Source organism: Flavobacterium azizsancarii (assembly GCF_027980145.1).
Taxonomy (GTDB): domain Bacteria; phylum Bacteroidota; class Bacteroidia; order Flavobacteriales; family Flavobacteriaceae; genus Flavobacterium; species Flavobacterium azizsancarii.
On record NZ_JAMZNK010000002.1, the window covers coordinates 203,948 to 216,432 of the forward strand.

Sequence of the window (12,485 nt, forward strand, 5' to 3'; positions counted from 1 at the left end):
CTTCTAAATTTTAATTCTATAATATTATTTGCAAATTAATGCAAATTTGCATTAATTTGCAAATAATATTTAAATGATGAAATATGATTAATAAAGTGGTTAAGGCTAAAACTGCAACAAAAACAATGTTTTTAGTATGCGGATTAGGAATAGCAAGTTGGGCGCCAATGGTTCCTTATGCAAAACAACGATTGAACCTTGATGACGCCAATTTGGGTTTGTTACTATTAATGTTGGGTTGTGGCGCAATCACCATGATGCCTGTTAGCGGTTATCTGGGACATAAATATGGTAACAGGATTGTTATTCTTTGCGCTACATTATTGATGGCGTTCACGTTGCCGTTGCTTTTAATTTTGAACACTGCAGTAGCAATGGGTATTGCATTATTTGTCTTTGGCGCAGCAGTAGGAACGGTAGATGTCGCCATGAATTCTCACGGTGTTCAGGTTCAGAATTTATTTGGTAAACCTATAATGTCATCCCTTCACGGTCTTTTTAGCGTAGGCGGACTTTTTGGTTCTCTGGGCTTGGGCTTTTTAATGAAATTTGGCTTAGAACCTATAACAGCAGCAGTAAGTATAGCAATATTGCTTATTTTAATTGTAACCTCCCAATACCGTTTTCTATTTGATGCAGGCACAGAAAAAGCTGCAATAGAGAGTTTTTCTCCAGATAAGGAAGTTGGACAAAAATCTTTCTCCTGGCTTAAGAGAAGCGTGATTTTCCTCGGAATTATGTGTTTTATAGTATTTCTTTCTGAAGGAGCAATGTTAGATTGGAGCGCATTATTCCTGCACGAAAACCGAGGTGTCAATGAAGCGTTTACCGGAATAGGATATGCCATGTTTTCAATTGCTATGGCTACAATGCGACTTGTTGGCGATAAAATAGTGTCACGTTTTAATAGTAAAAAAGTTGTTGTAGCAGGAAGTCTTATCGCTGCTTCAGGATTGTTTCTGGCAGTATTGACTCCGTGGACCATAACAGCATTGATTGGGTTTATTCTTTTAGGATTAGGCGCTGCTAATATTGTTCCTGTTTTTTTAAGCGAAGCCGGACGACTAAAGAACATATCAGCATCAATTGCTATTCCGGCAGTTACCACAATGGGATATGCGGGACAATTGGCAGGACCTGCTTTACTTGGATTGCTTGCACAAGCATTCTCTTTGCCAATAGCCTTAGGCAGCTGTGGGATTTTGTTGGTAGTAGTAGCAACAGTTTATAAGGTAAGAAAACAGGAATAAAATATTTTACAGATTAACAAAAGGAATGAAACAAGAAAAGGCCGCTCCCGTAATTGCATGTATTATATTTAATAGTGATACAATTTTACTCAATGCAGAAACAATAATAATTTCGATCCTGTTAGATAAAGCCGAGGAGTACGGATTAAACATAGAGCTTGATGATGCCTTGAGTCTTTTTAGCGAAAAAGGAATCGAAGAGAATATAAAACAACTTAAAGATCTTATAGTGATCAATGTTGCAAATGATTTTGAAGAAGAAGTAAGAAAAAAAATCTATGAAGAATTAAGGAGTGGACTTGATGTTAAAGAAGGAGTAAGAAGAATACTGGAAATACCTGAAATGCCATTTTTCGTATTGTCCAATGTTCCCCAGGAAGAAATTGAATTCAATCTAAAGTTGACTAATCTACTTAATCTTTTTACGCCAGAGAAAATATTGACTACTTCTGAAATAGAGAAGCAAAATCCAGACACTGCGTTATATTCGAATGTTGCAACAACTATAGGATATCAACCAGAGGAATGCTTTGTAATTGCCGACAGCATTGTTGGACTGAAAAATGCGGTAGAGGAAGGTTTTAATGTGTATGGACTTTCTAATGGATTCAATGAAAACGAAATGAGAGAGACAGGCGCAATTGTTTTCGAAGAAATTAAAGAATTATCAAACTTTTTAAAAATTCTTTAAGCTATAATATTTAATATTTTGTATTGGGTAATGCATAAAATACAGTTTTCTGCAGGATTGATTTCTGCATTATTTATTAAATGAAATGACTTTTCGAAAGGGAAACAGTATGTTTTATAACTAATTATACCCAAAGGATTAATAATAAAATTTGATGATAAAAGAAGAACGTTTTGACCATATACTTAGATTATTAAAACAAAAAGACAAAGTAACCTATGATATGCTGGCAGTTGATCTTGAAGTTTCTGAAGATACAATTAGACGGGATATCGAACTTCTTCACAATAACGGATTATTATCTAAAGTCAGGGGAGGCGCAATCCCGATATCAAAGAATCCTTTGAATTTTCAGGATCGCGCGTCTTATCTTTCAGATGGTAAAAAGACAATTGCGTTAAAAGCCCGGCAATTTATTAAAAACGGACAAACAGTTTTTATGGATGGCGGTACGACTGTATGTGCAATTGCAGCTCATCTTCCGCTTAATTCAAGTTTAAGGATTGTAACTAATAATGTGGCCTTAGTACCAATTCTTTCAAAATTTAAAAACATTGAAATTATTGTTTTAGGAGGTGTTTACAACAGACATACAGAAACGAATTTAGGAGCAAAAAGCCGTGAGGAGATCAGAAATTATATCGCTGATGTTTATTTTATGGGTGCATGTGCCATACAGAGTAAATTTGGGATAACGTCAACTTTTAATGATGAAGCAGAAATAAAACGCATTATGCTAGCCAATGCTAAACAAATAATTGTTTTAGGAAATATCGAAAAAATAAATAATACAGAATCCTTTAAGGTTTGTGATCTTAAAGATATAAACGCACTTATTACAGATTTATCAAGCGATGACAGTAAACTTGATGCTTACAGAAGTTTAGGAATTAAATTGATTTGACGTGATTTTTTAGCCAATTGATTTTAAGTCTCATAGAATTAAAAAAGCCCCAAAGTCAATTGATTTTGGAGCTTTTTTTATGTTTTAACTCATTTATTGTATTATTTGGCAGCTTCTAAAGTAGCATTAGTCCTGCGTATAGATTCTGCATCCTTATAATCCAGCCATTCCTGACCCTTTCTTTTGCGCATCCAGTTATCATAATAACGAATGATTGCAACGTTAGCAAAACCCTTCCATAAGTTAGATGGGCGTCCGGCAAGAGAACGCAGGCTAAGCGAGAATCCCGGTGAAAGGTATTTCATATAATGCCACCAGCCTTCCGGCATATAAAGCATTTCTCCGTGGTTCAGCTCCGTAATATAAGGCCTTACTTTTCTAAGTGCCGGAAATCGTTCATAATCAGGATTATCAAAATCAATATCCTCATTACACAACCACGAATAGGGTAGGCGGTACATATATTTTGTTTCTTTGGGATCAACCAGGACACATTGTTTTTTACCTTCAAAATGAACATGAAAAATATTGGGAAAATCAATATCATAATGCATGAAAACCTTCGCATCCTGACCGCCAAAGAAAACAAGAGGCAGGTTTTTAAGCAGGCGGATTCCCAGACGCGGCCAATGCATATCAGCCTTCATTACAGGAACCTCTTTCATAAGATTGTACAAGAATATCCGAAGATCTGTTGGACCCTTTTCAAGAATATCGATATACTCAGACATAGTGATTGTAAAATCCGGCTCATTCACTTTTTTGGTATAATCGGTTTTACGGCTGTCATATAAAGGAACCATTTTCTCACCGGCAACTTCCCTTATAAAATTAAAATCCCATTTGCTAAACGCAGGCCAGTCTTCTATTTGATTGGTAATTACAACAGGTTTCTGAGGTTTGTAATAATTTTCTATAAACTCTTTTTTTGTAAGCTTTTCAACCCTTTCTATCGGTATATAATCAAATGACATATGTAATAGTTTTTTTAAGTTATATAAATTCAGTGCACATTTGCTAGTTGCATAAAAGCCCAATAGCTCAACCAGTTTTATTAAAGTAATATTTGACAGTTGCCAAGAATGTGATTAAGAACAAAATTTGTAATTTTTACTGCCTGTATTACTACATCGCCCAGTATGCTAAAAAAAGTATTGTAAGCTTTTTTATAGTAAAGATACACATTCTTCATTAAAATAAAGTTGCTGATTTATTGATACAGACCACATTGGTTTATATTAAAATCTTTAAAAGTATTCATTAAAAAATCAAAAAAGCTTTTTCTTAAGGAAATGATATTTTATTCAAATATTTAGAAGTTTAACCATTACATTTTTTATATAAATTGTGATAAATTTAATTTAATGATAAAAAGTAGTGGATTTTTATAAAGATAATTATATATTTACCCTCAGATTTTGGTCTGTTTTTTCTTAAGAAAAAACAGTTAAAAGGGAATCAGGTGCAAATCCTGAACAGACCCGCTACTGTAAGTTCTATATAAGTCTTTAAACGTTACTAATGCCATTGTCCCGCTTTGCGGATGAGAAGGCTGTTTAAAGATGGAACAAGTCAGGAGACCTGCCACAATCACATAGTGTAAAACTTTCGTGGAATAAAGTTGAACAACAAGAATTGACCTGTTATTGTATAACGGGATTCTCTCTTATTGCTTTTCATTCATACATTCCGGAGTTTATTTAATTAAATGAGTGATGTACAATACCGGAAAAAAACTTTTATTTCATTTTATAATTTCTGCTTCCCTGGTTTATTTCAAGGAGCCTGAAACTCGTTTTTGTTTTTTAAATCCCGAGATATTAAAGTCTAAACTTCATCTGTATTTAGTTCCCAAAAAAAACCTTTCCAAAAAAATATTACAAATTCTCAAGAAGTATAATACCTATTATGTTTCAAACCCAAATTTAGAAAAATTCTTATTTACCTCTTTTGTTAAATTTCAAAATCAAAGGATTCTGCATGACCTCACACCAAATTTTCATTAGTCATTTTAGCTCTTGTATTTTATATATAAACAAATCAATAAGTATAGTTAATTAAATAAAAACTTTAATAAATATCACTTTTAATCAGAATCAAAAAATAATAGATATGTATAAAAAATCCTTGTCCTATTTCAGATCAGTACTTCTTTTGGCTGCAGCACTTTTGCTGACCAATTGTTCAGATAATGGCGGAACGAATGATGAAAATATTCCTCCCATAGCCGGTCAGGATATCCCTTATAATGTACCAAGATTTACCATACTTGCCATAAGTCCCAATATTGTTGTGAGCGCAGATGCAACCTACAGCTGGACGGTCACGAATGCTCCAACACAGAATTATTCGTTGGTCAATACAACGACAAAAGAAGCCCTGTTTGCAGCAACAGAAGTTGGCACTTATAACCTGACAGTGACTATAAACGATAAGGGCGCCATTCAGAACCAGAAAATTGTGATAACGGTTAGTAAAGAAACAAAAGAGTTTAAAACTTTTATAGCTAAAGTTTTTGAATTCAAACCTGCCCCGGGACAATTCATAAACGATTTGCCGGCAGCCAATGATGGCGATACAACAGAAAGAATTTTGACGAGAACCAATACTTACCTCGCCAAGAAAAACGGGGACTTGATTTCTCTTGGCGCTTTTGGAGGTTATGTTGTTTTTGGTTTTGACCACACTATTGTAAATATCAAAGGCAAACGTGATTTCAGGGTATTGGGTAATGCATTTTGGGCAGAAGCCAATCCTAACCCTAAAAGCACTATGCGTGGCGGTAGCAGTGAAGCAGGAGTAATAATGGTGTCTTATGATAAAAATAAAAACGGACTTCCGGATGATGAATGGTATGAAATTGAAGGTGCCGGACATAAAATGGAAAAAACGATTCATAATTATGAGATAACGTATTACAGACCTGATCCTAATAAAAAACCCGTTCCCGGTGGCGGCACAGGAACAGTAAATTTTACAGATACGGAATATATCTATTGGAAAGACAATCAGGGCAAAGACGGTTATCTGGTACAAAACAATGCCTATAATCATTCTCTTGAATACTGGCCAAAATGGCTAAAAGACCAGCCAAGTATCACTTTTAAAGGAACAAGATTACCGGATAATGCAGTCGATGAAAGCGGAACGGGAAGTTATTTTGTACAGTATGCCTTTTTATACGGATACGCAGATAATGCACCTAATAATGACGATGATTCTGCGATTGATATTGATTGGGCAATTGACAAAAGCGGAAATAAAATTAAGCTTCCCGGAATCGATTTTGTCAAAGTCTACAATGGTCTTAATCAGCAGGCAGGATGGCTGGGTGAAACTTCGACGGAGGTTATGGGAGCAACAGATTTGCATCTTTTAGGAGAAAATATCCCAACCCGATAATCAATTGAATAACGTATTAAATTAAAATTATTATATCAAAAACTATGAAAAAAAACTTTACCCATTTATTATTAATTGCCTTTGCAGCCGTCTTTACAGGATGCAGCAGTAATGATGATAACCCTGAACAAAAATTGATCGCAATTACACTTCAGGAAAAATATGAAGCTCCAACATTTAGCATTTTAAACATAACGTCTTCTGCCGAAATAACCAGTCCTGTTTATGAATGGATTTTGACAAAAAATCCTGTGAACCAAACGACTGATTCTATCGTAGGAAATACAAAAGACCTACGTTTTGCAGCCATTTACGCAGGTAGTTACGAACTTACTTTAAATGTTACTTCAGGAGACAAAAAGGGAAGTAAAAAAACAATAGTGAATGTAACGAATGAAGCCAAAAATTTCAGTCCGTACATCACAAGCATCTTTGATTTTGATCCGGCACCGGGAATGTTTGCCAACGATTTATATAAAGACGGATTTAAAAAAGAAGACATGGCACGAACTGCATTGGGCAGAATCAATGAAACCAGTGTAGGATATGAACTTGACTTAGGAGGTTTTGGAGGTTCTATTATTGTGGGTTTTGATCATACTGTTGTGAATGTTCCGGGACAAAGTGATTTTAAAATATATGGAGGAGATTTGAGCGATAAGGCTAATCCGCCGGCACCGGGATTGATCTATGTTGCTTATGATAAAAACGGAAACGGAAAACCGGACGAAGACGAATGGTATGAAATCATAGGAAGTCAGCATGCGAAAGCAAATACTATAAAGAATTTTAAAATTACTTATCATAAAAAAGCAGCAGGAGCGCCTGTAGTTGTAGGAGGACCTAATGATATGTTTACAGATCGTGAGCACATCTTTTGCGAAAACAACTCGGCAGAGTCTTATTATATGCCAAGATCTAAGACTAAAAAAGAATATTATCCTTTGTGGTCTTCTCAGACTGCAGTTACTTATCAAGGTACAAGACTGAATGTAGATTTTATTACGGCACGTCCCGGACAAACTACCTTATGGAATTTTACTCCTCCGCAATGGGGATATGCAAATGCTGTAAACCCTGATATTGATATCGACTGGGCAGTAGATAAAAACGGAAATAAAGCCAATCTACCGGGAATCAATTTTATAAAAGTAGTGAACTGTGTGAGCGAACCAATGGGACTTTGCCATCAACAGTCTTCAATGGCTACCCGATTTGCAGGTGCAGCCGATCTTCAACTATTAAAAAAATACAATTTAAAAAAAGTAAAATAATCAGAATATGAAAAAGTATTTAAAACATAGTTTGTTTCTTGTCGCTATTGGCACTTTTTATTGCTGTAGCAATGACGATTCAAAAGAACAAGATCCTCAAATACAACCTGTAAAAGAAGCTTCAATTTCATTAAAATTAGTTTCAGAATTTACAGTTAGCAGGTACAATACAGTTAGCGTTGATCCGGAAGTGCTTATTGAAAATGGCGATCCCGCTCTTGCAAAATACAAATGGACAGTAAAAGTAACCGGTACCAGTGGAGCTGTAAAAGATTCTGTTATTGCAGACACAAAGACATTACAGTTCATAGCGCCCAAAGCTGCCAGTTATGCAGTAGATTTAACCGTAACGTTAGGCAAAATGACAAAACAAGCGTCTACAAAAGTTGCTGTTTCAGAAACAGGTAAAACCTATACTTCAAAAGCATTATTGCTTATCGATTATTTACTTGCACCCAGCTATAATAGTGATAATACTCCATTTACTGCCAAAGCTGATGTTATGGAACAAATTCAGTCAGATCTTATAGAAGGAAATGATATTGCATTAGGAACTTTTGGAGGATCGATCGTTACAAAATTTGATCATACTGTAATAAATACGTATGGCAAACGCGACTTTACGGTTTTAATGACCCAGAACAGCGGTAGTTTAAAATTTTCGCCTGTAAGTATATATGTTGCCTACGATGCAAATAAAAATGGTATTGCAGACGAAAACGAATGGTATGAAATTGCGGGCAGCGAACATAATAAATCGACGACTGTTAAAAATTATGAAATTACATACAACAAACCTAATCCGGCTAAAGCAGCTGTAACAGGCACAAAAGACTGGCAATTTGATAAAGAATATCTTAAATGGACAGATAATAAAAATGCTTCCGGTTTTATTACAAAAACAAAAAAATGGAGACGATATAATTATTATCCACAATGGATGGGAGAATCTTATACAGTAAAAGGAACAAAAATATATCTGCCCATAAAAGATGTAAGTGATGGAGAGGGAACAGTCTATAATGTAGGAACTTTTGAGTGGGGTTACGGAGGTATCAAAGATCCGTCAATAGATATTAGTTGGGCTGTAGACAATAACGGAAAGAAAGTTCATTTGCCGGGAATTGATTTTGTCAAAGTATTCGTGTCAACATTTGCAGAGGCAGGTGGTACAGATTTGGTAACCAGCCACTTTGTACAAGCCGAAGATTTGAATTTTTCTAAAAGCAAGTAAGCAGGAATACTTTTTCTAAAGTAATTAAAGACGAATAATAACCCTAAATTTTATAAATTATGAAAAAAGTACTTTATTTTTTGACAGTCGGTCTTTTCTTAGGTCTTTCATCCTGTAATAATGACGACGCTCCTTTAAGTAACGAAAGCGCCAGTGCAACAGCAAAAAGCACAAGTAGCAAAACAAAAAAAACGGTAACAGATCCTGCAATTGGAACCCTGTCAACGCTTAATCTAACGAGTGCATTATTAGCAAGCGGAACGACTACAGCAGGAGGTAAATACTGGGAAAACACCTATGTTTCAGGTACCAATCTTAATGTTGACATTTTTACATTTTCGCATACAGCAACTTCTGCCGGTTATAATTACTGGGATGGTTTTACGGTATCAAATGTAAATGATGTTAAAGATTACGGTTCTGGTGCTGCACCTGGCGGATCTGATGGCTGGGTGGCTCATCAATGGGGAACTATGGCGGGAAGTGGTTTTGGAACTTCTTCTTCAGTAGCTCCGGGAACACCCGGGACACCTGGAGATCCTTATATTGTTGCGTATTGGTCAAGTTATTTAGATCCTAAAAATCCACAAGGAACTACTTTTAGCGAAAGCGGTTTTTCTAACTGGATTAAAATAGGAAACTCTGGATTATACAAAGTCGAAGGATTAAAAATCAACATGCATCCATGGCCTTATTACGGTTGTTTGTACGGAGATGGATTCGCAAGAGCGTTTACCTCGGGTGATTCTTTCAAATTGTTGATTTACGGAGTAACCGAAGACGGAACTATTACGAACCCTATTAGTCATACATTAGCAAATCATACAGGATCTTCGTTAGTTATGCCTACAGGCTGGGCGAATGTAAGCACAAGTGGTCTTCAGAGTTTAGGAGAAGTAAAATACCTTGTTTTTCAAATGTCTTCAACAGACTTCGATTTAGTGTACGGAATAAATACCGCAGCTTATTTCTGTTTGGATAAATTATCAGTAAGAAGAATAGAATAAAATTATTTGAAAATATCAGATACAATAAGAGCCATCGAAAGAATGGCTCTTATTTATTTAAACATGTTTGTTATCTGTCTTTTTTCTTTAAACGGCGTCCTCTTGGTTCGTCTCCTTCATGAAGTACAATTTCAGAATGCAGGAACTCCGCGGCGTCTGCAGAATCTTTTACCTTGACAGCACTGCGTTCCAGCATTTCTTTTTCAAACTCATTCAGGACACTTTCTCTTAGACCCACTTTTTTCCAGTGAGATAAAGATTTACATCCTTTAAATATCATTCGGGCGAGCGTGAGCGCATCTAACAGCGCCTGGTTCGCACCTTGTCCCTTAAACGGGCTCATTGGGTGAGCTGCATCTCCGATCAGCGTTATTTGTCCGCCTTTATTCAACAATTCAGATTCGAGTAATTCCCGATCATAGACCGGATAACCGGAAATCTGCGCTTCTGGTGTTGCTTCTAAAATTTCAGGAACAGGACTGTGCCACTGCGTTCTGCGACACGCTTCTTCTTTAAGAGCTTTAAGTCCCTGAGCACTTAATGCTTTTGCCTCTTCTTCCGGCATTGGGAAACTAAGCTGCCACATAACCGAATCTGATTTATAAGGCATGATGTAAATTCGTTCATTGCCATTGGCAGTTTGAAAAACAGTAGCCGAGTCTAATAAGGAACTATTAAGACCTTCAAGAGATTTTAGAGGGCAAATCCCCAATATCACAATACAACCCAGATAACGTAAAGGTGTAATATCTTCGCCAATCAGCATTTTCCGAACTGAACTGCGAATACCATCAGCACCAACCACAAGGTCTGCCTTGCAATTTTTTATTGCTCCGTTTACCTGAAAGCTCAGCGTAAAACTTTCATCTTCGCATTTTTTAAAATCCATTAATTGGTGATCCCAATTTACTTTTTCCTGTCCGCCAAGCTGCTCCAGCAGCTCCAGTCGCAAAGATTGTCGTGCAATATGTATATTGGAGCGTTTTTGAAATGTTTTTGCATCAGATGACACCCATTTTCTCACGCCCCATTCCCCAATTACTTTTCCTTCTGTAGTGTGAACCAAATGCCGTGTTGAAACAACGCCATCGTCTAAGGAGAAAATACCCAATCCCTCGATTGCTTTACTGGCTTGTTGCAAAGTCAGCCCGTAGCCCTGAGAACGCGAATCGAAATTGTTGTCGCGTTCATAAAGAGTAAAAGGAATCCTGCGGTGCAAACAAGCAACCGCCAGAGCGACTCCACCTATGCCCGCACCAATAATAGCGACATGCGGATAATTTTCTTTATCTGGCAAAACAGGGTTTATGGAAGTAATCAATCCGGATCCGGAACAGTTCAGGCAGGAGTTGAGGTGGGCTTTAGGACGTACCGGTGTTATTCCTTCATTATTTGCTTTTTCGAATTGATCTAACGCAGTCTGGTATTGGAGTCTCACTTTCTTACTGAGCCGCTGACTTTTTTTGCCTTGTCCCTGACACTCCGGACAAATAATCCAGTTTGTCTTTTCATTTTCCATTTTTCCCACTCCTTTATTTTTTTTCTTTAATCAGGCTGAACCCAATTGTCTTTATGTAATTTCCTGATAATGCCGTGCTAATTTTTTTTATAAAGCCTTCCCTAATGTAGAGGCTCGGTATACCAGTTTAGCGTCCAGAATTATCGTTCGGCTTGGTGATGAATCATCTTTTATCTTTTCGATTAAAAGTGTCGCCGCACTTTCTCCCATTTTTGTCAAAGGCTGTTCTACACTCGTTAATTGCGGATACACATTGACAGAGAATTCTGTTCCTGAAAAACTTGCAATGGCAATTTCTTCGGGAACCTTTATACCTTGTTCCTGTAAATAGTTCATCGCACCAATAGCCAGTGTATCAGTAAAAGCAAAGATACTGTCAAATTGTACTTTGTTGTCCAGTAATTTTTTAGCAGCAATTCTTCCATCGTCAAATCCCACTCCATTTGTTTTGACCATCAATTGAGCATCATAAAGATTGTGTTTGGTTAAAATACGCTGGTAACCTCCGGCGCGTTCTACAGAATTACGAACAGTCGAAGGTCCCATTAGATGCACTATTTTGGTTCGGCCACAACTGATTAGATGTTCGATCATCAAAGAAGCTTTAATGTGATCATCGACCAGAACTTTTGAGACATCGAGTGTATTTTGAGGTATCCTGTCGAAGAATACAAGCGGAGTTCCTCTTTGTATTATTTCCTGATAGATTTCCTGATTGTGTGTTTCATGGCAGAGATTGATTATAATTCCGTCAACATTGAAACTTTCGAGCAAAAGCAGATTCTCCCTTTCGCGCAAAGGATCTTCATCTGATTGTAGAATTATAACTTTATATCCCAAAGGATAAAGAATATTGTGAACACCTTGCAGCACTTTTGATGAAAAAGGTGTTGTCATTTCCGGAACAACAAATCCTATACTTTTTGTTTTACCGTATTTTAAGTTCAAAGCCGTTACATTGGGTTTATAACCCAATTTTTGTGCAGCTTCTATTACCCTGTTTTTTGTATCGGCATGTATGTTTTTATCATTAAGCAACGCTCTCGAAATGGTAGAAGTGGATAAGGACAGATACTGTGCAAGATCTTTTATGGTAGTTCGTTTCATCATGCTTAATTTATTCAAAAATAATAATAATCTAACACATAAAAACATAGATTATACATTGAGAAAGAAACCTATTTATTTTGCAGCAATATTTTTT

General features: G+C 36.4%; 10 protein-coding genes and 1 riboswitch. Of the genes, 7 read left to right on the forward strand and 3 right to left on the reverse strand.

Annotation, left to right across the window (positions count from 1 at the left end; genetic code table 11):
* Positions 1–83 precede the first annotated feature (83 nt).
* The 3 genes from NJT12_RS02010 (at position 84) to NJT12_RS02020 (ending at position 2,845) form a co-directional block, all read left to right on the forward strand.
* Positions 84–1,250 carry an MFS transporter gene (locus NJT12_RS02010; protein WP_271334262.1) on the forward strand — a complete coding sequence of 389 codons (1,167 nt, stop codon included), beginning with the start codon at positions 84–86 and terminating at the stop codon, positions 1,248–1,250.
* Between the two features lie 25 nt (positions 1,251–1,275).
* Positions 1,276–1,941 (forward strand): HAD hydrolase-like protein, encoded by a 666-nt coding sequence (locus NJT12_RS02015; RefSeq protein WP_271334263.1) that lies wholly within the window; start codon positions 1,276–1,278, stop codon positions 1,939–1,941.
* Between the two features lie 154 nt (positions 1,942–2,095).
* A complete protein-coding gene (locus tag NJT12_RS02020; RefSeq protein WP_271334264.1) occupies positions 2,096–2,845 on the forward strand; it encodes a DeoR/GlpR family DNA-binding transcription regulator in 750 nt (249 codons plus the stop codon).
* A gap of 101 nt (positions 2,846–2,946) precedes the next feature.
* Here NJT12_RS02020 and NJT12_RS02025 read toward each other — a convergent pair whose 3' ends face one another.
* On the reverse strand, positions 2,947–3,819 hold the full coding sequence (locus NJT12_RS02025; protein ID WP_271334265.1) for a cupin-like domain-containing protein: 873 nt from the start codon (positions 3,817–3,819) through the stop codon (positions 2,947–2,949).
* Between the two features lie 428 nt (positions 3,820–4,247).
* Positions 4,248–4,448: riboswitch (cobalamin riboswitch) on the forward strand.
* A gap of 509 nt (positions 4,449–4,957) precedes the next feature.
* Here NJT12_RS02025 and NJT12_RS02030 point away from each other — a divergent pair.
* Genes NJT12_RS02030 through NJT12_RS02045 form a run of 4 tightly spaced genes read left to right on the forward strand, consistent with a single transcriptional unit; the run spans position 4,958 to position 9,762 of the window.
* Positions 4,958–6,247 (forward strand): cell surface protein, encoded by a 1,290-nt coding sequence (locus NJT12_RS02030; protein WP_271334266.1) that lies wholly within the window; start codon positions 4,958–4,960, stop codon positions 6,245–6,247.
* Positions 6,248–6,291: 44 nt separating this feature from the next.
* Positions 6,292–7,521 (forward strand): hypothetical protein, encoded by a 1,230-nt coding sequence (locus NJT12_RS02035; RefSeq protein WP_271334267.1) that lies wholly within the window; start codon positions 6,292–6,294, stop codon positions 7,519–7,521.
* Between the two features lie 7 nt (positions 7,522–7,528).
* Positions 7,529–8,755 carry a hypothetical protein gene (locus tag NJT12_RS02040; RefSeq protein WP_271334268.1) on the forward strand — a complete coding sequence of 409 codons (1,227 nt, stop codon included), beginning with the start codon at positions 7,529–7,531 and terminating at the stop codon, positions 8,753–8,755.
* 59 nt (positions 8,756–8,814) lie between these two features.
* Entirely contained in the window at positions 8,815–9,762 is a 948-nt protein-coding gene (locus NJT12_RS02045) for a DUF4465 domain-containing protein (RefSeq protein WP_271334269.1), read from the forward strand.
* Positions 9,763–9,832: 70 nt separating this feature from the next.
* Here the strand turns inward: NJT12_RS02045 and NJT12_RS02050 are convergent, their stop codons facing one another.
* Entirely contained in the window at positions 9,833–11,281 is a 1,449-nt protein-coding gene (locus NJT12_RS02050; RefSeq protein WP_276597892.1) for an FAD-dependent oxidoreductase, read from the reverse strand.
* An 87-nt stretch (positions 11,282–11,368) separates the two neighbouring features.
* Positions 11,369–12,391 carry a LacI family DNA-binding transcriptional regulator gene (locus NJT12_RS02055; protein ID WP_271334271.1) on the reverse strand — a complete coding sequence of 341 codons (1,023 nt, stop codon included), beginning with the start codon at positions 12,389–12,391 and terminating at the stop codon, positions 11,369–11,371.
* Positions 12,392–12,485 lie beyond the last annotated feature (94 nt).

Bases quoted from the DNA above. Each gene is read 5' to 3' on its own strand.
- NJT12_RS02010 (WP_271334262.1), top strand. From the start codon at position 84: ATGATTAATAAAGTGGTTAAGGCTAAAACTGCAACAAAAACAATGTTT.
- NJT12_RS02015 (WP_271334263.1), top strand. From the start codon at position 1,276: ATGAAACAAGAAAAGGCCGCTCCCGTAATTGCATGTATTATATTTAAT.
- NJT12_RS02020 (WP_271334264.1), top strand. From the start codon at position 2,096: ATGATAAAAGAAGAACGTTTTGACCATATACTTAGATTATTAAAACAA.
- NJT12_RS02025 (WP_271334265.1), bottom strand. From the start codon at position 3,819: ATGTCATTTGATTATATACCGATAGAAAGGGTTGAAAAGCTTACAAAA.
- NJT12_RS02030 (WP_271334266.1), top strand. From the start codon at position 4,958: ATGTATAAAAAATCCTTGTCCTATTTCAGATCAGTACTTCTTTTGGCT.
- NJT12_RS02035 (WP_271334267.1), top strand. From the start codon at position 6,292: ATGAAAAAAAACTTTACCCATTTATTATTAATTGCCTTTGCAGCCGTC.
- NJT12_RS02040 (WP_271334268.1), top strand. From the start codon at position 7,529: ATGAAAAAGTATTTAAAACATAGTTTGTTTCTTGTCGCTATTGGCACT.
- NJT12_RS02045 (WP_271334269.1), top strand. From the start codon at position 8,815: ATGAAAAAAGTACTTTATTTTTTGACAGTCGGTCTTTTCTTAGGTCTT.
- NJT12_RS02050 (WP_276597892.1), bottom strand. From the start codon at position 11,281: ATGGAAAATGAAAAGACAAACTGGATTATTTGTCCGGAGTGTCAGGGA.
- NJT12_RS02055 (WP_271334271.1), bottom strand. From the start codon at position 12,391: ATGATGAAACGAACTACCATAAAAGATCTTGCACAGTATCTGTCCTTA.